The organism is Brevibacterium spongiae (assembly GCF_026168515.1).
Lineage (GTDB): Bacteria > Actinomycetota > Actinomycetes > Actinomycetales > Brevibacteriaceae > Brevibacterium > Brevibacterium spongiae.
This window is the reverse complement of record NZ_CP093443.1, coordinates 3,407,705-3,428,784: the sequence shown is the minus strand read 5'-3', so window position 1 is coordinate 3,428,784 and position 21,080 is coordinate 3,407,705. Positions and strand designations below refer to the sequence as shown.

Sequence of the window (21,080 nt, the reverse complement as noted above, 5' to 3'; positions counted from 1 at the left end):
CTCTTCACAGGCTGAAACAGGGATTCTCGCATGCTCTGACCTGGTGCAGAACCAGCCGTCGCAGCACCGGAGAGGCAGGCGCCGAGGAAGTGGCGATCGCGGCTCGGAAATTGGTTTATTATTAGTCGGTCAACTCAACCTCAGTGATCCGTGTCACATCAAACGGTGCGGTCCTCACTGCCATACTGCAAAGGAGGAGTCATGGCTGGCGAATGGAAACGCACGAAGTCCATCGAACAGAGCATCCGTGACACTCAGGACCCCGAACATCAGCTGAAGAAGAACCTCGGCGCCCTCGACCTCGTCATCTTCGGAGTCGGCGTCTGCATCGGGGCCGGCATCTTCGTCCTCACTGGGCAGGCCGCGGCCACGAATGCGGGACCCGGCATCGCCCTGTCCTTCCTCATCGCGGGTGTCGCCTGCGGCCTCGCGGCACTCTGCTACGCGGAATTCGCGTCGACGGTGCCGGTCGCCGGCAGCGCCTATACGTTCACCTTCGCGACGATGGGCGAGCTGCTGGCCTGGATCATCGGCTGGGACCTCATCCTCGAGTTCACCGTCGGATCGGCTGCGCTCGCGACCTCATTCAGCCAATACCTGGCTGTCGTCCTCCAGAACACCCCGTTCGCGATCCCAGATGCCATCGCCACAGCCGAGGGCGGATGGATCAACCTGCCCGCCGGGCTGCTCGTGCTGGGTCTGACGATCGTTCTCGTCACCGGCATCAAGCTCTCGAGCGGGATCAACATCATCGTCACCTGCCTCAAGGTCGTCGTCGTCCTCGTCGTCATCATCGTCGGGCTCTTCTTCGTCAAGGTCGCAAACTGGGTGCCGTTCATCCCGCCGGCACAGGAACCCGCCGACACCGGCGGCTCGATGCTCCACCTGCCCGTCATCCAGGGACTCTTCGGTCTCGAACCGAGCGTCTTCGGCATGGGCGGCATCTTCGCCGCGGCGGCCATGGTGTTCTTCGCGTTCATCGGCTTCGACGTCGTGGCCACCACCGCGGAGGAGACGAAGAACCCGCAGAAGAATCTGCCCATCGGCATCTTCGGCTCACTGGCCATCGTCACAGGTCTCTACATCGCCGTCTCGCTCGTCATCACCGGCATGCAGAACTACAAGGACATCGACCCCGAGGACGGTGCTCCGCTGGCGACGGCGTTCGTCAACGTCGGACTGCCCGTGATGGGCAGCCTCATTGCGATCGGTGCCTGCATCGGACTCATCGTCGTCTGCATGATCCTCTTCATGGGACAGACGCGCGTCGGCTTCTCGATGGCCCGCGACGGGCTGCTGCCGCAGTGGCTGGCGAAGACGAACCCGAAGTACGGCACCCCGTACAGGTTCACGATCATCACCGGTGTGATCATCGCGATCATCGCCGCGTTCGTGCCCCTGTCGACGCTCGCCGAACTCGTCAACATCGGTACGCTCTCGGCCTTCGTCCTCGTCTCGATCGGCGTCATCGTGCTGCGGCGCACCCGTCCCGAGCTCGAGCGCCCATTCAAGGTCCCGTTCGTCCCGGTGCTGCCGATCATCTCCGCGATCATCTGCTTCTACCTCATGCTCAACCTCAACATGGACACGTGGATCCGCTTCCTCGTGTGGTTGGCGATCGGCCTCATCGTGTACTTCGCGTACTCGCGCAAGCACAGCCGACTCAACACCCCCGCCGAGGTGGCCGTGCCGTAACAGCGGCACTTCCGCCGCGCTGATCGCGAGGCGGTCCCGCACCGTGCCGAGCCGACCGTGGCCGACGGTCGGGCCGCCTCGGCGAGGGCGAGCATGACGAAGGCGGTGCGCATCCTGTCGGACAGGACGCGCACCGCCTTCGTCATCTCACTTCCGGATTCGTCATCTCATTCCGGAGGAGTCGGAGTGTGCGGGGCGCTCACTCCTCGTCGGGGTGCTTGCGCAGGTGCAGCATGGCTGCGATGAGCCCGCCCCAGACGGTGACCATCGCGATGATCATCATGATGATTGCTGAAGTGCCCATGTCAGACTCCCTTTGTCTCGTTGCGGAGGTTATCTTCGGCGACGGAATCGGCGATCGCCTCGTGCATGTCATCGATCGTCTTCTTCGGCCATTTGACCAGCGTGAGGATGATCGACGCGACGATGAGCAGCGCGATCATGCCCCAGCCGTAGACGCCGAGGATGAGCGGTGGATAGTCCTCATAGCCGTCAGTGGCGTAGGCGATGATCTGCGTGATGAGCATGTAGACGAGCACCACGCCGGTGATCGAGATGAGGGCCATCCAGATCGGTCCGAGCTTGAAGCTCGAGACGGCATTGAGGTGACGGCTGAAGACCGGCATCTTGCGCAGCAGCCAAGCGACGACGATGATCGCGAGCACGGCGGAGCCGACGATACCGAGATTGTTCGCGAACGCATCCATGGTGTCGAGTGCGTACAGGCCGGTGACGGTGGGCATGAGCAGGATGGAGACGACGGCCATGACGCCGACGACCCAAGCGGTCGAGGCCTTGTTGCTGACGCGGAACTTGTCGCGCAGCGCCTGGATGGGCACCTGGACGATCGAGATCAGCGAGGTCAGACCAGCGAAGACGAGGCAGGCGAAGAAGACGAATCCGAAGATCGCGCCACCCGGCATCTCGGAGATCAGCGTCGGGAAGCCGACGAAGGCCAGGCCGATGCCCGAGGAGGCCACATCGGCGACCTCGACACCCTGCGCCGTGGCCATGAAGCCGAGTGCGGCGAAGATGCCGATGCCGGCGAGGATCTCGAACGCCGAGTTCGAGAAGCCGACGACGAGGCCCGCGCCGGTGAGGTTCGTCTTCTTCTTCAGATACGAGGCGTAGGTGATCATGATGCCGAAGGCGATCGACAGGGAGAAGAAGATCTGCCCGTACGCCGCGATCCACACCTTGTGATCAGCCAACGCCGCGAAATCCGGAGTGAACAGTGCATCGAGTCCCTCAGCGGCACCGGGCAGGAACAGCGACCGGACGACCAGGGCGAGGAAGAGGATGATGAGCAGCGGAATGAAGATCTTCGAGAAGCCCGCGATGCCGTTCTGGACGCCCATCAGCAGGACGACGAGGACAATCGCCCAGACGATGATGACCGGGATGAGGACCGCCGGGACGAAGTCCAGGGAGATGCCCGGATCGCCCATCTTCAGGTACTCGCTGAAGAAGAACTCCTCGGCGTTGTCGCCCCACGATTCCTTGAGGGAGAAGAACATATAGGAACCGGCCCAGCCGATGATCGCGGCATAGTAGATGCCGATGACGATCGCGACACCGGTGGCGAACCAGCCGATGGGCTCGGCAGCCTTGTGGGTCATTCGGTAGGCCAGCGGAGCCGAACCGCGCGAACGGTGGCCCATCGCATAGTAGAAGAACAGCAGCGGGATGCCCGCAGTGAGCAGAGCGACGAGGTAGGGGATGATGAAGGCGCCGCCGCCGTTGTCATACGTGACATACGGGAAGCGCCAGATGTTGCCGAGGCCGACCGCCGAACCGATGGCCGCGAAGATGAACGCGCCGCGGGAGACGAAGACCTCCCTCTGGGGTGAAGACTTTGGAGACATGATGTCCTTTCTCGATCGGTCACGGGGTTTCGAGACCGAGTTGCGCCCCCGCAGTCTCGTCCGTGAGACGGGTGGGCTCGTGCGAAGTCCGGAATGCGAGAACGCCACTCGCCTCGGACTTCAGTGCTTGCGTCCACTTTACTGGGAATTTGCTGTGTAATGTGCCGTGCATCACGTGAGGTGCATAACAGTCCTGTATCGAATCCGGGGAAACAGTGAATTCGGTGCGGCCCGGTAGACTTGTGGGCGTGACTATCTCGCTCTATAACACCGCCAGCCGCACGACCGAAGAACTGCGCCCCGTCCACGACGGTCAGGTGGGGATCTACGTCTGCGGCGCCACGGTGCAGGGCGAACCGCATATCGGCCACCTGCGATCGGCGTCGGTGTTCGACACTCTGCGTCGCTGGCTGCTCTACAGCGGGTTTCAGGTGACGATGGTCCGCAACGTCACGGACATCGACGACAAGATCCTGTCGAAGTCCGTCGAAGAGGGCCGTGAGTGGTTCGCTCACGCGTACAAGTACGAGCGTGCCTTCACCGCCGCCTATAACGCACTCGACGTGCTGCCGCCGAGCAGTGAGCCGCGCGCGACCGGGCACATCACCGAGATGATCGAACTCATCTCCCGTCTCATCGAGGCCGGTCATGCCTACCCTGCTCTCGACGGCAGCGCCGATGTCTACTTCGACGCCGCCTCGTGGAGCGAATACGGGGCGTTGACGAACCAGAAGCTCGAGGACATGGAACTGGCCGAGGGCGCCGATCTGCGCGGGAAGAAGGACGCCCGGGACTTCGCGCTGTGGAAGGCGCACAAGGACTCCGAGCCGATCACCGCCTCCTGGCCCTCCCCGTGGGGCCGAGGCAGGCCGGGCTGGCACATCGAATGCTCGGCCATGTCGACGAAGTACCTGGGGTCGAACTTCGACATCCACGGCGGCGGACTCGACCTGCGCTTCCCCCACCACGAGAACGAGCTCGCCCAATCCCGGGCCGCCGGGGATGGCTTCGCGAACATCTGGATGCATTCGGGTCTGCTCAATGTGGGCGGGGACAAGATGTCGAAGTCCCTGGGCAACTCGGTCTTCGCCTCCGACCTGTTCGAGAGCTTCAGCCCGCTGGCCGTGCGCTACTTCCTCACGGGAGCCAGCTACCGGTCGATCCTCGATTTCTCGAATGAGGCCATGGCGCGCTCCGCGGCCTCCCTCGAACGCCTGCAGAACTTCCTCCAGCGTGCCCGCCAGTCACTCGGGGCCGATGCTCCGGCACTGCCCGATGTCACTGACGGCTACGCCGGACGCAGCGTCGACGTTCCCGTCGAATTCGCCGCCGCCCTCGATGATGACCTCGGAGTGCCGCGGGCGCTGTCCGTGGTCTTCGCGACCGTCACGGAGGGGGCGAAGCTCCTCGACGCCGGACGCGATCGTGACGGCCTTGCGCGGACCGTCGCCGAGGTCGAACTCATGCTCGACATCCTCGGCGTCAATCCCAGCGCTGCAGTCTGGGCAGGCTCGGCTGCCGACGCGAAGGCCGAATCCGCGCTCGACTCGCTCGTGGCCGCCATGGCGAACCGACGTGCCGAGGCGAAGCAGGACAAGGACTTCGCCACCGCGGATGCCATCCGCGACGAACTCGCCGCGGCCGGCGTCGTCATCGAGGACACGGCCGACGGATACCGCTACCACCTCGGCGAGGGCTGAGGACAACGAATTTCGGTCACGGGTGTGAGCCCGCGACCCCAACGCATCTGATAGGAATCACATGGCTTCAACTCCCCGCTCCGGCGGTTCGAAGAAGGGCCCGACCAAGGGGTCGGGCGGCAAGAACAAGCGCAGTCTGCGCGGCAAGGGCCCGACACCCAAGGCCGAGGACCGTGTCTACCACAAGGCGCACAAGGCCGCGCAGCACCGGAAGTCCGCGAACGCCTCGGCACAGGCGAAGCGGCGGAAGAAGGAGCTCGGACCGAACATGGTCGCCGGGCGCAACTCCGTCCTCGAAGCGCTGCGCGAAGGGGTTCCGGCCACCGCGATGTACGTCTCCGGGCGCATCGACTCCGATGACCGTGTGCGCGAGTCCATCACCTTGGCCACTCAGCGCGGAATCTCGATGCTCGAGGCGAGCAAGCCCGACCTCGACCGTCTCACCGATGACGCGATCCACCAGGGCATCGCCCTGCAGGTCCCGCCGTACGAATACGCCGATCCCTCTGACCTGCTCGAATACGCGGCCGACCGGGCCGAGACCCCGCTGATCGTCGCACTGGACGGGGTGACCGACCCGCGCAACCTCGGCGCGATCGTGCGCTCGACTGCGGCCTTCGGCGGACACGGAGTGATCATTCCGGAACGGCGGGCCGCCTCGATGACGGCTGCGGCGTGGAAGACCTCTGCAGGTGCGGCCGCACGGATCCGTGTGGCCCAGGTCGTCAACCTCGCCCGCGCCATCGACGAGCTGAAGAAGCAGAACGTCTTCGTCGTCGGCCTCGATATGGATGGCGACGTCGAACTGCCCGAGCTCACGTTCAGCCGCGACCCGCTGTGCATCGTCGTCGGCTCCGAAGGTAAGGGGATCTCGCGCCTGATCTCGGAGAAGTGCGACCAGATCGTGTCGATCCCGATCGCCGCGACCACCGAATCGCTCAATGCGGGCATCGCCGCGGCAGTGTCCCTCTACGAAGTGGCCCGATCCCGCCGCGCCTGACCTCCCCCTCTTACTACCTGACGGGCCCCCAGCAACCTGGCGTGGACTGGTCCCCAAAAGTTGGACTGCTGTGAGGTCAGCATAGTTCGTAAATAGGCTCACCATCCTTGGCGGTCTTGCTTCGATATTCCATCGGGGCAAGATCGCCAAGTCGTGTCGAGATCCTTTCGTAGTTGTACCAATGAATGTACTCATCGATCGCGGCTTTGAGGTCATCGACTGAGTCGAATTTCTGCAGATAGAACATTTCGGACTTCAACTGCCCGAAGAAGTTCTCCGCCATCGCGTTATCCCAGCAGTTTCCCTTCCGCGACATCGACGCTGTCGCACCGTGCTTGGCCAGGATCGACGCCCAGGACACGTGCTGGTACTGAAACCCCTGATCGGTATGCACCAACGGTGTCTGACCCGGCGGAAGCCCCTGACAAGCACTCCTCAATGATTCGTTCGTCAATGCCGTGTTCGGTGACGTCGACATCGAGTACGACACCACACCGGCATCGAACAGATCGATCACTGGTGACAGATACAGTTTCTTGTCTTCAACAGCGAATTCCGTGACGTCAGAAACCCATTTCTCGTTCGGTTCATCAGCGGTGAACTCCCGATTGAGTACGTTGTCAGCAACGGCCCCGACCGTGCCGCGATGGGAGTCGAATTTCTTCTTCCGCACCTCGGTCTGCAGACCCATGTCACGCATCAATCGCAGCACCGTCTTCTTCGCGATCGTGATGCCCTGTTTGACCAAGACAGCCCAGATCTTGCGGTGCCCGTAACGTTTGTGACTCTTCTCGAAGATGTCCTCGATGAGGGTTCTCACCTGCGCGTATGGGTCGGGTCTCACGTCGAATCGTTTCTGGTGATAGAAGAACGTCGACCGGGCCAAACCCGCGACCTGCAGCAGCAATGGCAGTGGATAGTCTGCCTTGAGACTGGCAACGATGCGTGCTTTCACAGCTGCCCTTTTTGCCTCAAGGCCCGCAGTTTTTTCAAGTAAGCGTTCTCCGCTTCAGCCCGCAGCAGCCGGTCTTGTAGCTGCCGGTACTCGGCCAGGCTGATGTCCTCGACATGCGTCTTCTTCGCCATCAGGTCTGGCTTGGATGGGGCCGGATCAGCATCGGGGTCCTGACCGTTGTCGAGGGCTCGTATTCGTGCTGTCTTGCCTTTGGCCGGCGGCGGTGTCGCGAACGCGTCTTCGCCCTTGTCCCGGTATTTCTTCGCCCAATCAACGACGGTGCGTGAGGATGCCAGGCCAAGCTCTTGAGCCAGGACGACTTTGTGTTCGCCGTCGAGGTACCGTTTCGCAGTCGCGATCTTTGTCTCTGCCGGTATGCGGCGGGGCTGGTGCGGTTCCATGACCGATATTGTTCCACGCACCAGCCACCGGTCGTGGAGGAGTTTGAGCGTGGGTTTATGCACGTCGAGCTTCGTGGCGGTCGCGGCGTAGCCGTGCCCTTTGTCGAAGAGCTCGATCGCGGCTTTGGCTTGTTCGTCTGTGATCAGACAGTCCTTACGCATGGACTGGTCCCTTCAAGTTGTCTTGTGTTGATCACAGTCCAACTTTCGGGGACCACTCCAGCGCAAGGTTGCTGGGGGCCCGTCAGGTAGTAATAATCAGGCGTCTACGGTGGTGCGGTAGTCCTGTTCGCTCAGGTGACCGACGACGGAGTGGCGGCGGCTGTAGGTGAAGTAGACGATCGCGCCGACGGCCATCCAGGCGGCGAAGACGATCCAGGTCCGCCCGCCGAGGTTGACCATGAGGAACGCGCACGACAGTGCGCCCAGCACCGGTACGACCGGACCGAAGGGAACCTTGAACGACCGGTCGAGATCGGGGCGTTTGAACCGCAGGTAGATAACGGCGAGATTGACCAGGAAGAACGCGAAGAGCGTGCCGATGCTCGTGGCATCGGCGAGCTCACCCAGCGGGATGAACGCCGCGGTGATCGCCACGAGTCCGCCGATGATGAGGGTTCCGGCCAGGGGAGTGCCCGTGCGCGAGGAGACGCGACCGAAGATCTTCGGGACCATGCCGTCGCGCGACATCGTCAAAAGGATCCGCGACTGTCCGTAGAGGACCGTGATGACCACGGAGAAGATCGCGAGCACCGCGGCCACGGCGAAGAGCAGCACAGCCACATTCGAGTCGGTGATCTCCTCGACGATCTGGACCAGCGGGGCGTGCGCGGAGTCGAACCACTGCCAGTGCCGGGCGCCGATCGCTGTGACGGCGACGAGGACGTACATCGCGGTGACGATGAGCATGGAGAAGATGATGGCCCGCGGGAGGTCTCGCCGCGGGTTCTTCGCCTCCTCGCCGGCCGTCGAGGCGGCATCGAAGCCGATATAGGAGAAGAACACGCTCGACGCGGCCGCAGTGACACCGGCGGCGCCCATCGGCAGCATCGGTGCGAAGTTTCCGGCTTTGAACGCGGTGAACGCGACGATCGCGAAGAACACGAGGATGCCGAGCTTGACGAAGACGAGGACCGTGTTGACGACACCGGACTCGCGGGCACCGCGCATGAGCAGCACGGTCGCCAGGGCCACGACCACGAGGGCCGAGACGTTGATGACTCCGCCGGGGTTGTCCGCCAGGCCGGGACCCGTGGTCAGCGAGGCCGGCAGTTCGACGCCGAAGACACGCAGGGTCTCATTGACGTAGTCGGCCGCCCCGACCGCAACCGCAGCGACCGAGACCGCGTATTCGAGGACGAGGCACCAGCCGCAGACCCAGGCCACACCCTCACCGAGGGTGGCATACGAGTACGAATAGCTCGATCCGGACACCGGCACCATGCCCGCCATCTCCGCGTAGCTGACCGCTGAGAGCAGCGCCGTGATGCCGGCCAGGACGAACGCCAGCCACACGGCAGGGCCGGCGATGGGAACAGCCTCACCGAGGATGACGAGGATGCCCGTGCCCAAGGTGGCGCCGACGCTGATCATCGTCAGCTGGAAGACGCCGAAGGTCCGCCGCAGCCGACCCGACTCCGCGGACTGTTCCGTGGCGTGCGCCTCGGCGGTCATGGCGCTGATCGATTTGCGCCGTCCCAGCTGCCGCAGCACGCCGGTGGGCGAGGGCGACGACGGGGTGGATGGAGTCGAAGGTGCGGTCATATGAATAGTCTTGCATAAACATGCATATCTTCTCGGGAGGGGTCCCCGAGATCGCGGGCCTCGGCAGCACCGACCGTCGTGAACCTCACACGTCGACCCCGCGCAACGCAGCCCGCAACCGCGTCCGCGCAACTGCCCGCGCAACCGCGCTCGCGCAACCTCACACGTCGGGGGTGAACCGTCCGTCCTGCGCCATCCATCCGCCGTCGACGAGCTGGGAATGACCGGTGACGTAGCTGGCGGCGTCGGAGGCGAGGAAGACGACGGGTCCGGCGATCTCGTGGAGGCGTCCCCAGCGGCCCAAAGCAGTCTTGTCCGCGTAGGCGTCCCACCACGTGTCGTCGGCCTTGATCTGCTGAGTCAGGGGAGTGTCGAAGGGGCCGGGCAGCACTGCGTTCACGCGCACACCCTGTCCGCCGAGCTCACTGGCCAGCGTCTTCGTCAGCTGCACCACGCCGGCCTTGGCCGCCGCATAGATTCCCTGCCCGGGTTCGACGGCCAGCGCCCGGAACGACGCGTAGGTGACGATCGAGCCGCGGCCCCGAGCCGCCATCTCGCGTCCGAATCCGCGCATCAGGCGGTAGGTTCCCTTGAGGTTGATGTCGATGACACGGTCGAATTCGTCATCGGTGGTCGCCGTCAGGCGCTTGCGCACGTTCGCGCCCGGTGTGACGACGAGGACCTGAGCATCGGAGAAGGCGGTGACGAGGGATTCGACCGAGTCAGTGTCCGTGATGTCCACGGCATGGGCCGCGGCGGAACCGGCACCGCGGGCGGTGATGAGGGCGGCGGTCTCCTCGGCGCCGGCGACATTGAGGTCGGCGGCGATGACATGCGCGCCGGCGTCGGCCAGCCCGATCGCACTGGCCTGACCCAGCCCTGATCCGGCACCGACGACGACGGCGGTGCGGCCGCTGAGGTCGAACAGGGAGGGAATCGTCGGGTTGTGCTCGTTCGTGGGCATCGGGTCGGTCGCGGTCATCGGGGTCCTTCCACAGGGGAGTCGGTGCGGGAGGGACGTCGTCGTCACCTCCGTCGAATTCCAAGATATGCCCGCCGAGGCGGCCCCGCGGTTCCCGTTTCACCTTGTGGAACATCGGCTGAGGTCAGGGCCGCCTCGGGGATGGGGTCAGAACTTCTTGCTGTCGACGTAGCGGATCTCGTCGGGCAGGTTCGCGAGGTAGTCGACGATGAAGTACGCGATGGCCTCCATCGTCGGAACGTCGCGCTGACGGGCGCGGGCCATGGTGCGGCGGTGCTCGGCGAACTCGTAGAAGATCTGTCCGGGTTCGAGTTTGCGCGTGAGATTCTGCGGGATCGCCTGGATGAGGGGTTTGTAGACTTCGTCGAGCCACCGGCGGGCGGCTTGGTGCTCATCGAGTTCGTCGACTTCGGCGATCTCCGGGGCGGAGCGGAAGGAATCGAGGTCGTTGAGCATCGCACGAGCCTGGTTCTCGTTGGCGCCGATTCCGGTCAGGCGCAGCAGACGCCTGGAGTGGTGATTGGGTTCGACGACCTTCGGTTCGACGAGCAGGCTGATGCCGTCGAGGTCGGTCGTCACTGCCAGTTCGCCGAGGTCGAAGCCGAGGTCATTGAGCCGTCGGATGCGTTCGTCGATGCGCCACCGTTCGTTGACGCTGAACTCCTCGACCCGTGTCAGCTCCGCCCACAGTCCGTTGTAGGACTCGCACAGTCGCTCACCGGCCGCCAGGGGATCCGTCTCCGGAGCGACGAGGCCCGCGGCCTGCAGGTCGAGGAAGTCGCCGGCGATGTTCATCCGCGCGATCCGCAGATCCATGTTCCGCTGCCCGTCGGAGAGCTGGTCATGCAGCTCCCCGGTCTCGGCGTCGACGACATAGGCGGCATAGGCGTCGGCGTCGCGGCGGAAGAGCGTGTTCGACAGCGACACATCACCCCAGAAGAAGCCGACGAGGTGGAGCCGGGCCAGGAGCACGGCCAAAGCATCGACGAGGCGGCCCCCGGTGTCCTCGGCGAGATCCCGGGAGAACAGGGCGCGGTAGGGCAGGGAGAATTCGAGATAGGCGGTCACGAGTGCACCGTTGAGCCGCTCACCTGATTCGGTGGTGCGACCGCTGACGACGGCCCGCGGTTCGACGAGGGGGACATCGAGGTTGCCGAGCGCGCCGAGGATGTCGAACTCGCGCATCGCCTGCCTGTCCTCGGTCTCCTTGATCGCGAGGACCTCGTCACCGATCTCGACATAGCGCACGACGTGGCGGGAGATGCCGCGGGGCAGACCGCCGAGCAGGTTCTCCGGCCATTCCGCCAAAGGCAGATGCCAGGGCAGCTGCGCCAGCTGGGCACGGTCGGCATTGCGGACAGTGTGGATCTCTGGGGCCGGAACGAGGCCGGCACCAGCGGAGGGCGCCGAGGCGGAGGTGGCGGCAGCGGGAGTCGCCGAGGCAGATCCGGACGAGGCGGCCCGCGCGGATCCAGCGGAACCGCCGGTGGTCGGGGTGCCCGCCACGGCTCAGGAGTCCGAGTCGGAGCCTGAGGCCACGAGCGCCTCGGCGAGTTCCGGTTTCTCCACCCCGATGAGCCTGCCGTGGTTGAGGTAGGCGATCCGGTCGCCGAGGATCTTCGCGTCCTCGAGATCGGAGGTGGCGTAGATGGTCGTCATCCCGAATTCCCGCTGCAGGTCCTTGATGAGCCCAACGGTCTCGGCCTGCTGTTCGGGGACGAGGTTGATCACCGGTTCGTCCATGATGAGTACCTTCGGCCGGCGCACGACGGCTCTGGCCAGTGCCACGGTCTGCCGCTGCAGCTGGGTGAGGTCGCCGGGGACGGAATCGAGGATCTCCGAGAGCCCGATCGTGTTCATCACGGACTCGACTCTCTCCGTGATCTCTTCGGCCGGCAGGCCGTCGACGCGGAGGGCGAAGCCGAGGTTGTCGCGGACGCTCATGTGCGGGTAGAGGGCGTAGCTCTCCAGGGCGAGAGTGACATCGCGGTCGTTGACCGCGGCATGGGTGATATCGACGCCATCGATGAGGATGGTGCCCGACTTCGGGGACTCGAGCCCATGGAGCATCCGCAGGATCGTCGATTTGCCCGACCCGGACGGGCCGTAGAGGACGAGGAATTCGCCGGTGTCGACGAAGAGATTGAAGGGATGTACGGACGCGGACGTCGTGTTCTCGTAGATATGACTGAGGCCATTCAACGACACCGTTGACATACGTCCTCCTTTGGGTAGTTCTGTGAGCAGCTGGTCGTCGGTGACCTGGCAGGGATGCTCAGTCACCCTCATCCTACGTGGTGGATCCTCCCGGTGCTCAGTCTATTCGACAAAGCGTAGAGTGATTCTCAGCACCACCACAGTGCGCGAGCGCAGATGACGGCAGCGCACAAGCACAGACTCGTACAGACACGGCCGAAAGTAGACTGACACGTATGAAGGTCACGCACGCATGAAGGTCACGCTGGAGGAGGTCGCCGCCCGGGCGGGAGTGTCCCTGGCCACGGTCTCCCGCGTCCTCGGCAGACGCGGGGCAGTCGCCGAGGCGACCCGGACGAAGGTGCTCGAGGCGATGAGCGAACTCGGCTACTCGCGTTCGACCCTGCTCCATGACGCACCGAGGCGGCTCGTGGCCGTGAGCGCTCCCGGCAATCCCGAACATTGGCAGGTCCAGGTCTGCACCCGTGTGGCCAAGGCCCTCCAGGACCATGATCTGCTCGTCACCCGCCCCCTGGTGGAGACCGATCCGGAGCCGCTGCAGGTGGCGATCGACGCCGGTGCGGTGGCTCTGGTGACCCCGACTCTGACGAGCCTGCACACCGACATCCCCTGCATCCGCGTCGACGAACAGTCCGCGGCAGAGACCTCCGTGGGACCCGTGACCGGCGGGATCCCGTCCGTCGACGCAGCGGACGGATCGACCGGGCAGGCGGCTGCCGGCGGCCGGCCCGGGGCTGCGACCGGTCCGGGCAGTGCCGATATCATCGCCGCCCGCCTCGACCTCGGCGGCGGGATGACCACGGCGTTCGAGCACCTGCAGGCGATCGGCCACCGGCGGATCGGTCTGATCTGCAACGATAGCGGTGAACTTGCCGTGCAGCTCATCCGCCGCTTCCGTGCCGAGCACCCGGCGAGGAACCTGGGCCTCGATCTCGAGGACTGGATCGCGCGGGTGCCGAAGTCGTTCTCCGGTGGGTCCCGAGCAGTGCTGGAACTCAAGGACGCGACCTGCACCGCCGTCATCGTCCAGTCGGCCCTGCAGCTGCACGGGGCGCTGCACGGACTGCGCAACCGGCATCTGCAGGTGCCGCGGGACATGTCGATCGTCGGCTTCGGCGACTCGCCGACGATGAAGTTCACGGGTCCTCCGGCCACTGTGCTCGGCCTCGACGTCGAGGGCCTGTCGAACGCGCTCATCGCCGCGACCCTCACCACCCTTCGGATCACGCCGACCGGGCTGCCGACGGTGCCCCCGGTCTTCCGGCCCCGACTCATCGCCCGCACCTCGACGACGGCGGCCAGGCAGTGACGGCGCGAAACGACGACTCGCGAGGCGAGAACCAGCGAGGCGAGTACAGAGACGGCGGCCCGGCGGCGACCGGAGCGCCGCAGCCCGAACACCGGCATGTTCGGTTAGCCGAGATCGCTGGTGCCGCGGGGGTCTCGAAGGCCACCGCCTCCCGGGCCCTGCGCGACCCCGAATCGGTCTCGGCCGCCTCGTTGGCGAAGGTGCAGCAGGCTCTGGCCATCCTCGGCGCCGCGGGCCACAGTCCCGAAACCCGCCATGCAGGCCGGCCTCAGGCCGCAGGATCCGAGGCCGGGAAACTGCTCATCGCACTCATCAAACCCGCCGTGTCCGCAGGAAACGTCGACCCCTATTCGCGTCTGGCGGAGATCCTCACGAATCGGATGTTCGCCCTGCACATCGCTGTCGTGCACATCGAAGCGATCGCCGAACGCAATGCCGCATTGGCCGAGACGATCCTCGGCGATGATCATGGCGGCCCGACGATCTCCGGGGCCATCGTCGTCGGCGGGGGCGCGGCCGGAGTCCTCGCCGGGACGCTTGCGCAGCGTGGGCTGCCGCTGATCCGGATCTCGAATGCCCAGCACGACGACGGGATCTCCCGCATCTACCTCGACGCGACCGGAGGCATCGACACCGCCGTGGCCCACCTCGTCCACCTCGGGCACCGTCGGATCGGGCTCGCGGTGCTCCGCGACTCCGCGGCACCGGCCCGCATCGCAGGCTTCCGCAAGGCGATGGCCGGCATCCTCCACATTCCTGCGACCCGCGATCAGGCACCGGTCGTCGAGGCCGCCGGGGGAGCCATGGCCGGGGTCGCCGCCGCCGAGGAGCTCCTCGATCTGCGCTGCACGGCCGTCATCGCCTGTGCCCCGTCACTGTCCTTCGGACTGCTCGAGGCCGCACAACGGCTCAAGCTCGATGTGCCCCGCGACCTGTCGCTGCTCACTGTCGGCGACGTCCCCGATGCCGATGTCGTCCAGCCCCCGCTGTCGCAGGTCGTCTACGACTGGGCGACCGTGGCGCAATCGGCGATCGATGAGATCCGCACGATGATCGCCGCCGGTGAGTCCCGTGTGCACGTCGACTACACGGTCGACCCGGACCTGGTGCTCCGGGCCAGCGCGGTTCCCCCGCAGCGTCGCTGAGCGACTCTTCAGTTCCGACCGGTGGCCGCGGCGTCGCTGAGCGTCAGTCCAGTTCCGACCGGTGCCCGCATTGTCGGCAGAAGCGGCGGTTCAGGTCCGACCCGCACCGAGGTGGTCCGCCCGCTCCCGGGCGAGACGTCGGAGCAGGGCGGCGACGGCTTCGGGATCGGCGATCCGCCAGTCTGCCGCCGTCGCAGCGGTTCCCACCTTGACGGACAGGCTCGCGTCGAGAGACGGATCAGCCGGAGCGTCATCCGAGTTTCCGGCCGAGATCCCCGCTGAGCTCCCGGCCGAGGGCCCATCCGAGGTCCCCTCCGTGGGCCTGGAAGCAGCGGTGAGTTCGGCGAGGGCGGCGAAGGCGTCTTCATCGGTGACATCATCGCCGAGATAGACCATTGCCGAGGGTCGCCCGGCTCGGGCGAGCAGCCGCAGACCATCGCCCTTCGTCGCCTGTTTGACCGCGAGCTCGGTGATGTCATGGCCTTCGATGACCCGGATGGCGGGGAACTCTGCGGCGACGGCCGTGGCGTGATCGTGCAGAGCCGCGGCCACAGCGGGGGTGAGCCCGCGAGTGTGCACGGTCCGGGAATAGGGTTTGTCCTCGATGAGGACCCCGGAGATGTCTTCGGGGAGCATGTGTTCGAAGGCGTCGAGATGGTCGTCGATGGCCGCAAGCATCTCCGCCTCAGCGGCGGTGAGCTCGGGAGAGACGGTGGTCCCGGATGAGCTCGTGGCTCCGGGGGAGACGGTGGCTCCAGAAGAACCGGTGGTCTCGGGGGAAATGGATCTCCCGGCGGCAGACCCGAGGTCCGCCTCGGCGCCGTGGGAGCCGATCATCCACACCGACTCCGGGGTCTCGGTCAGCCGGCGCAGGGTCGCGATATCGCGCCCGGAGACCAGCGCCACCCGGGTGCGCGGCAGCCGGGCAAGGGCATCGATCGCGGCCGCCGAGCCTGCTGTCATCCGGGAGGTCTCCGGATCGTCCTGCAGCGGTGCGAGCACCCCATCGAAATCGAGGGCGACGAGCAGCGAATCGGCGGGGACGCACTCGCGCAGATCCACCTCGGCGGGGGTCGACTGGGCAGGAGCAGTCACGGTCGGTTCCATTCTCAGCAGGACTCTTCCTAACGGGAGGTGGAGATCTCGGACACCCAGTCGGCATCCTCGGGGCGGTTTGCGCGATCCGACGGCGATGCGGGCGTGTCCGGAGGGGGAGCGGTTCGGCTCTTCTGCACCACGGGGCGGTCGGGGACGACGGCGTCGGGGTTGAGTCTGATGTGGTCGAGTTCGGCGAGGAAGTTCTTCGACCACAGGCTCACGGTGTCCGTATCGATCTTCCGCCGCATCTGCCGCATCCTCCGCGTCCGCGTCTTATCGTCCATCTCGATCGCCTCGAGGATGCCGGCCTTGAGGTTGCCGATGTCGTGCGGGTTGACCATCACCGCACCCTTGAGCTGCTCGGCCGCACCTGTGAACTCCGAGAGCACGAGTGCACCATCGTCGTTCTTCCGGCACGCCACATACTCCTTGGCCACGAGGTTCATCCCGTCGCGCAGAGCGGTCACGAGCATGACGTCGGCGGCGAGGAAGAACGCCGTCATCTCATCGCGCGGATAGGAATGGTGGAGGTAGCGGACCGGGATCGACCCGACATCTGCCTGTTCGCCGTTGATGCGGCTGACGGCGAGTTCGACGTCGTGGCGGATGATCTTGTACTGCTCGAGCCGCTCCCGCGAAGGGGTGGCGATCTGGATGAGCACGACGTCCTCGACGTCGAGGCGGCCTTCGGCGATGAGCTCACCGTAGGCCTTGAGCCGGTGCCGGATGCCCTTCGTGTAGTCCATGCGGTCGACGCCGAGCATGAGGATCTTCGGGTTGCCCACGTCCTCGCGGATCTGTTTGGCCCGTTCGACGATGGCGGGATCCTCGGCGAGCTCCTCGAGGTACGGGGTGTCGATGGAAATGGGGAACGGTTCGGCACGGACGACATGTGCTGCGACCGCTTCGCCTGCGGGCACGAGGACAGTCGAGCCCTTCGTCGTGAAGTTCAGCCGGCCGCGGACTGCGCGGCGGAAGTTCGCGGCGTCCGCGGGTCGCTGGAACCCGACGAGATCAGCGCCGAGGAGGCCGCGCAGGATCTCATCACGCCACGGCAGCTGAGCGAAGAGCTCATAGGGCGGGAACGGAATGTGGTTGAAGAAGCCGATCGCCACGTCGGGACGCATCCGACGGACCATGAGCGGAACCAACTGGAGCTGATAGTCGTGGACCCACACGGTCGCGGACTTCGCGGCCACCTCGGCGACCTTCTTCGCGAAGCGCTCGTTGACCCGCACATACGCGTCCCACCACGTGCGGTGGTATTCGGGCGGGACGATGACGTCGTGGTAGAGCGGCCACAGCGTGGCGTTGGAAAACCCTTCGTAGTACCTGAGGACATCCTCACTTGTCAGGGTCACCGGGGTCAGGTGCATACCGTCGATGGTGAAGGGTTCGAAGTCCTGGTCCGGCACCCCTGTCCACCCGATCCATGCACCCTCTTGCGACTTCATCACCGGAGCCACCGCAGTGACCAAACCCCCTGGTGAGGTGCGCCATTCCTGGTTTTCGTCATCGGGGTCGCGGTCGACCGGAAGTCGGTTGGCCACGACGACGAAATCGCTGTCGCCGTAGGGGATCTTCGTGCCGGGTTCGGCAGAGTCGACGGTGCTCATCTGCGCCTCCTCCTGTGTCGGTCCTTGGAATGAACTGTACCCGCTCGACTAGGCTTGGCCAGGTGATGGAACAGGAACTGGGAGGCTACCGCCTCATCGAGGAGCTCGGCTCGGGCGGCATGGGTGTCGTCTACCTCGGTGTCGACGGCGGAAACAACCCGGTCGCGGTCAAAGTGCTGCACCCTCACATCGCCAATGACGAGACCGCGCGCAAGCGGCTGGCCCGAGAAACCCGGACCCTGCGCCGCATCCGCCATCCCCGCATCGCCGAGGTGCTCGACGCCGAGCTCGATTCCGCGCAGCCGTTCATCATCACCGAATTCGTCGACGGGCAGACCCTGTCCGATGACGTCCGCGACAACGGGCCCTTCGCCGAGGATGAACTCGTCCACTTCGGCCACGCCCTCCTCGACTCCCTCAACGCCGTCCACGACGCCGGGGTCATCCACCGAGACCTCAAACCCGCGAACGTGATGATCATGGACGGTGAACCCATGGTCATCGACTTCGGCATCGCCCAGGTCGCCGACGAGGTGCGAGTGACCGCGACCGGCCTGGTCATGGGCACACCCGGCTACCTGTCCCCGGAGATCGCCGACGGCAAACCCTCGAGCGAGAAGACCGACTGGTGGGGGTGGGCGGCGACGATGGCGTTCGCCGCGACCGGCCGCAACCCCTATGGTTCGGGACCACTGGAGGCCGTGCTCGGGCGCGTGGCCATGGGCAAGTTCGACCTCGACGGGGCACCGAAGAACTTCGTCCCGCTCATCGGCGCCTGCCTCGACCCGAAACCCGAACGCCGCCCGTCGGGGCAGATGATCCTCGACGCGCTCGTCGACATCGAATCAGGACGGATGCCGCAGCTCGGATCGGGACCCAGCGCGAGCTCTGGCGGAGCGCAGCGCTCACCGAGCGGAACCGCGGTCATGCCCGCCGTCGACGACGGACCCGGTGCCGGATACGGCGGTGCGGCCTTGGGCGGTGCGGCTCTCGGCGGCGCTGCCGCATATGGTGCGGGTCAGGGCAGTCCAGGCCAGGGAGGACCGGGGCAGGGAGGACCGGGTCAGGCCGGGCCCGGTCAGGGCAGCTCAGGTCAGGCCGGTCCCGGTCAGGGCAGCTCAGGTCAGGCCGGTCCCGGTCAGGGTGGTCCCGGACCGTATCCGGGAGCTCCCGGCGGGTCGCCGCAGTATCCCGGCGCAAGCCGGCCGACCAATCATGCATCCGGTCACGGAGCAGGGCAGTACGGCGGGCGGATGCCCGGCCAACCGCAGCAGGGAACCGCTCCGCCGATCGGCAGCCCCAACGGCAATATCCAGGCGGGACCGGGATCCCCGATGGCCGGTGCCGATCTCGGCAGATCCGGATTCGCCCAGCCGGGACAGGTCCATCCCGGACAGGGCCGCCCGGGGCAGGGACTCGCACCCGGACAGGCTCAGGGCTTCGTCGGGTCGAACGGCCAGGGCATGCAGCCACAGGGGCAGGGCCCATGGGCCGGCCGCGGCGGCCCGGGCGGGCCCGGCGGGCAGGGGATGCAACCTGGCGGCCAGGGCATTCAGCCCGGCGGGCAGCCGTGGATGCCGATGACGCATCGCCGGGTCCGCAGCGGCGGTTGGGTCGTCTTCGGCCTCATCGTGCTCGGGGTGGCCGTCATGCCGCTGAGCCCGTTGGTCATCGTTCTCGTTGCGCTCATCTGGTCGGTCCTCGCCCGCACGGGCACGCGTCTGGACCGGAAGGTCCAGCGGTATCGGTTCGACCGCGGACTGGACACGGGCGGATTCGGGCGGGCGCTCGCCTCGGCGCCGGGGGCCGTTGCGGCCTCTGTCCTGACGTCTGTCGCCTCATTCATTCTGCCGGCGATCGCGGGTGTTGCCGCGCTCGTGCTCACCCGCCTCGACATCGGCGGGATCGTGCCCAGCGGAGACTCCGAACAGTGGTCGGTGTGGATGGCCGGAGCTGCGGGCGCCCTCGTGCTGTGGGTCGGTCCCGGCGCGTCGAGCCTGCGCTTCGGTTCGCGGCTGCTGGTCTCGGGGGCGACGCGCAATCAGCTCGGACGGCTCATCGCGTTGGCTGTGATCGCGCTGCTCATGATCCTCGCCGTCATGGTCATCCAGGCAGGTGCCGCGATGTCGTGGTGGCCGTTGACCTTCAATCCGTTCGACCATCTTCCCGGACAGGTGTGAGCAGGACCTGTTCTCGCGCGCTGAATGATCGGTCCCTGCAGGGCTGAATCGTCGACGCAGACTGCAGGTAGTTGAACGTTGTAGTTGAACCTTGAATATTTCTGGGAGTCGGCATAGACCTGATTTCGGTACAGTGGTGCCGTCGGGTCGCGGAAGCCGTCCCGTACCGTTCGGGCCTCAGGCCGCACCGATGTCAGACGATCCAATGTGAGGAACAATGGCGAAGAACAGCTCCGGAGACGACAAGCGGAACAGGGCACGCGAGAACGCCCGCCAGATCGCAGCGAACCAGGCGAAGAAGGAGAAGACCGCGAAGACGATCCTCTACGCCGGAATCGGTGTCGTCATCGTCGCTGTTCTGGCCGTCGTCGGTGTGCTCATCTTTCAGCAGAGCAAGCCGGCCACGAATCCCGATAACTACGTTGCCGGCGGTATCTCCATCGGCAAGGACGACGCACTCGTGCAGCCGCTGAACATGCCTGAAGGCAAGACTTCGGACCTGCCCACAGCCAGTGAAGCCGGTACGAAGAAGGACGCAGCCACAGTCACCGTCTACCTCGACTTCCAGTGCCCCGCGTGCCAGGCTTTCGAACAGGCTAACGCGTCGATGCTCAAGAAGCTCGCCGACGAAGGTTCGGTCGTGATCAACTACAAGCCGGTGTCGTTCCTCGACCGAATGTCCAGCGGCAACGAGTACTCGACCCGCGCGGCGAACCTCGCCGCATGTGTCGTCGACAGCCAGCCCGACAAGGCCGTTGGTCTCTTCGAAGCACTGTATGCCCAACAGCCTGAGGAAGGCGGCGAGGGACGCACCGACGAAGAGCTGCTCAAGGTCGCCGAGAAAGTGGGCGTCGACACCTCGAAGACACTCTCATCCGATGCCGAGCAGACCGTGAAGTCCTGCGTGACCGACAAGAGCTTCGAGAAGTTCGTGGAAAAGTCGACCCAGGACGGGCTCGATGCGGGAGTCGAAGCCACCCCGTGGGTGCTCATCAACGGCAAGCAGACCGACAAGACGGGCGATCCGCAGGCCCTGGCCACCGAGATTCTCAAGGCCACCGGCGAGTTCAAGGGCTGAGAGCCCGAGACTGCTCGGAACAGATCGAACGGATCCATTCGATCGGTTGAAACCATGAGAAGGCCGGACCCCGCC

The 21,080-nt window shown here is 65.5% G+C and carries 17 protein-coding genes; 7 read left to right on the top strand and 10 right to left on the bottom strand.

The window, feature by feature from the left end; translation table 11 throughout:
* Positions 1–201 precede the first annotated feature (201 nt).
* Positions 202–1,695: an amino acid permease gene (locus L1F31_RS15465; RefSeq protein ID WP_265418121.1), complete on the top strand. Its 1,494-nt coding sequence runs from the start codon at positions 202–204 to the stop codon at positions 1,693–1,695.
* 199 nt (positions 1,696–1,894) lie between these two features.
* Here the strand turns inward: L1F31_RS15465 and L1F31_RS15460 are convergent, their stop codons facing one another.
* Positions 1,895–1,999 (bottom strand): methionine/alanine import family NSS transporter small subunit, encoded by a 105-nt coding sequence (locus L1F31_RS15460; protein WP_265418120.1) that lies wholly within the window; start codon positions 1,997–1,999, stop codon positions 1,895–1,897.
* A 1-nt stretch (position 2,000) separates the two neighbouring features.
* The gene (locus L1F31_RS15455) at positions 2,001–3,560 is read right to left on the bottom strand and encodes a sodium-dependent transporter (protein ID WP_265418119.1); all 1,560 of its coding nucleotides are present in this window, start codon (positions 3,558–3,560) and stop codon (positions 2,001–2,003) included.
* A gap of 248 nt (positions 3,561–3,808) precedes the next feature.
* On the opposite strand from L1F31_RS15455, the gene cysS reads away from it, so the two are divergent.
* Together cysS and rlmB are read left to right on the top strand one after the other, a co-directional pair.
* On the top strand, positions 3,809–5,260 hold the full coding sequence (cysS, locus tag L1F31_RS15450) for a cysteine--tRNA ligase (RefSeq protein ID WP_265418118.1): 1,452 nt from the start codon (positions 3,809–3,811) through the stop codon (positions 5,258–5,260).
* A 61-nt stretch (positions 5,261–5,321) separates the two neighbouring features.
* Positions 5,322–6,260, top strand: coding sequence for a 23S rRNA (guanosine(2251)-2'-O)-methyltransferase RlmB (gene rlmB / locus L1F31_RS15445; protein WP_265418117.1), 939 nt, complete (start codon positions 5,322–5,324; stop codon positions 6,258–6,260).
* A gap of 76 nt (positions 6,261–6,336) precedes the next feature.
* On the opposite strand, the gene L1F31_RS15440 is transcribed toward rlmB, so the two are convergent.
* The 6 genes from L1F31_RS15440 to L1F31_RS15415 form a co-directional block, all read right to left on the bottom strand.
* Entirely contained in the window at positions 6,337–7,215 is an 879-nt protein-coding gene (locus L1F31_RS15440; protein ID WP_265417743.1) for an IS3 family transposase, read from the bottom strand.
* Positions 7,212–7,778 (bottom strand): helix-turn-helix domain-containing protein, encoded by a 567-nt coding sequence (locus L1F31_RS15435; protein WP_265417744.1) that lies wholly within the window; start codon positions 7,776–7,778, stop codon positions 7,212–7,214. The genes L1F31_RS15440 and L1F31_RS15435 overlap by 4 nt, the downstream gene beginning before the upstream one ends.
* A 96-nt stretch (positions 7,779–7,874) precedes the next feature.
* Positions 7,875–9,380 (bottom strand): amino acid permease, encoded by a 1,506-nt coding sequence (locus L1F31_RS15430; protein WP_265418116.1) that lies wholly within the window; start codon positions 9,378–9,380, stop codon positions 7,875–7,877.
* Between the two features lie 160 nt (positions 9,381–9,540).
* Positions 9,541–10,362 (bottom strand): SDR family NAD(P)-dependent oxidoreductase, encoded by an 822-nt coding sequence (locus L1F31_RS15425; RefSeq protein ID WP_265418115.1) that lies wholly within the window; start codon positions 10,360–10,362, stop codon positions 9,541–9,543.
* 147 nt (positions 10,363–10,509) lie between these two features.
* The gene (locus tag L1F31_RS15420; RefSeq protein WP_265418114.1) at positions 10,510–11,868 is read right to left on the bottom strand and encodes a DUF4032 domain-containing protein; all 1,359 of its coding nucleotides are present in this window, start codon (positions 11,866–11,868) and stop codon (positions 10,510–10,512) included.
* Positions 11,869–11,871: 3 nt separating this feature from the next.
* On the bottom strand, positions 11,872–12,579 hold the full coding sequence (locus L1F31_RS15415) for an ABC transporter ATP-binding protein (protein ID WP_265418113.1): 708 nt from the start codon (positions 12,577–12,579) through the stop codon (positions 11,872–11,874).
* A gap of 232 nt (positions 12,580–12,811) precedes the next feature.
* Between L1F31_RS15415 and L1F31_RS15410 the strand changes: the two genes are divergently transcribed.
* Together L1F31_RS15410 and L1F31_RS15405 are read left to right on the top strand one after the other, a co-directional pair.
* Entirely contained in the window at positions 12,812–13,888 is a 1,077-nt protein-coding gene (locus L1F31_RS15410; RefSeq protein WP_265418112.1) for a LacI family DNA-binding transcriptional regulator, read from the top strand.
* Positions 13,885–15,033, top strand: coding sequence for a substrate-binding domain-containing protein (locus L1F31_RS15405; RefSeq protein WP_265418111.1), 1,149 nt, complete (start codon positions 13,885–13,887; stop codon positions 15,031–15,033). Before L1F31_RS15410 ends, L1F31_RS15405 begins: the two co-directional genes overlap by 4 nt.
* A 90-nt stretch (positions 15,034–15,123) precedes the next feature.
* Here the strand turns inward: L1F31_RS15405 and L1F31_RS15400 are convergent, their stop codons facing one another.
* Both L1F31_RS15400 and L1F31_RS15395 read right to left on the bottom strand, forming a co-directional pair.
* Positions 15,124–16,128 carry a trehalose-phosphatase gene (locus L1F31_RS15400; RefSeq protein ID WP_265418110.1) on the bottom strand — a complete coding sequence of 335 codons (1,005 nt, stop codon included), beginning with the start codon at positions 16,126–16,128 and terminating at the stop codon, positions 15,124–15,126.
* A gap of 29 nt (positions 16,129–16,157) precedes the next feature.
* Positions 16,158–17,747, bottom strand: coding sequence for an alpha,alpha-trehalose-phosphate synthase (UDP-forming) (locus L1F31_RS15395; protein ID WP_265418109.1), 1,590 nt, complete (start codon positions 17,745–17,747; stop codon positions 16,158–16,160).
* 65 nt (positions 17,748–17,812) lie between these two features.
* On the opposite strand from L1F31_RS15395, the gene L1F31_RS15390 reads away from it, so the two are divergent.
* Both L1F31_RS15390 and L1F31_RS15385 read left to right on the top strand, forming a co-directional pair.
* The gene (locus tag L1F31_RS15390; RefSeq protein ID WP_265418108.1) at positions 17,813–19,927 is read left to right on the top strand and encodes a serine/threonine-protein kinase; all 2,115 of its coding nucleotides are present in this window, start codon (positions 17,813–17,815) and stop codon (positions 19,925–19,927) included.
* A gap of 217 nt (positions 19,928–20,144) precedes the next feature.
* The gene (locus L1F31_RS15385) at positions 20,145–21,005 is read left to right on the top strand and encodes a DsbA family protein (protein ID WP_265418107.1); all 861 of its coding nucleotides are present in this window, start codon (positions 20,145–20,147) and stop codon (positions 21,003–21,005) included.
* Positions 21,006–21,080: the final 75 nt, after the last annotated feature.

Bases quoted from the DNA above. Each gene is read 5' to 3' on its own strand.
- L1F31_RS15465 (WP_265418121.1), top strand. From the start codon at position 202: ATGGCTGGCGAATGGAAACGCACGAAGTCCATCGAACAGAGCATCCGT.
- L1F31_RS15455 (WP_265418119.1), bottom strand. From the start codon at position 3,560: ATGTCTCCAAAGTCTTCACCCCAGAGGGAGGTCTTCGTCTCCCGCGGC.
- L1F31_RS15390 (WP_265418108.1), top strand. From the start codon at position 17,813: ATGGAACAGGAACTGGGAGGCTACCGCCTCATCGAGGAGCTCGGCTCG.
- L1F31_RS15395 (WP_265418109.1), bottom strand. From the start codon at position 17,747: ATGAGCACCGTCGACTCTGCCGAACCCGGCACGAAGATCCCCTACGGC.
- L1F31_RS15430 (WP_265418116.1), bottom strand. From the start codon at position 9,380: ATGACCGCACCTTCGACTCCATCCACCCCGTCGTCGCCCTCGCCCACC.
- L1F31_RS15435 (WP_265417744.1), bottom strand. From the start codon at position 7,778: ATGCGTAAGGACTGTCTGATCACAGACGAACAAGCCAAAGCCGCGATC.
- L1F31_RS15385 (WP_265418107.1), top strand. From the start codon at position 20,145: ATGGCGAAGAACAGCTCCGGAGACGACAAGCGGAACAGGGCACGCGAG.
- L1F31_RS15460 (WP_265418120.1), bottom strand. From the start codon at position 1,999: ATGGGCACTTCAGCAATCATCATGATGATCATCGCGATGGTCACCGTC.
- L1F31_RS15425 (WP_265418115.1), bottom strand. From the start codon at position 10,362: ATGACCGCGACCGACCCGATGCCCACGAACGAGCACAACCCGACGATT.
- L1F31_RS15410 (WP_265418112.1), top strand. From the start codon at position 12,812: ATGAAGGTCACGCTGGAGGAGGTCGCCGCCCGGGCGGGAGTGTCCCTG.
- rlmB (WP_265418117.1), top strand. From the start codon at position 5,322: ATGGCTTCAACTCCCCGCTCCGGCGGTTCGAAGAAGGGCCCGACCAAG.
- L1F31_RS15415 (WP_265418113.1), bottom strand. From the start codon at position 12,579: ATGTCAACGGTGTCGTTGAATGGCCTCAGTCATATCTACGAGAACACG.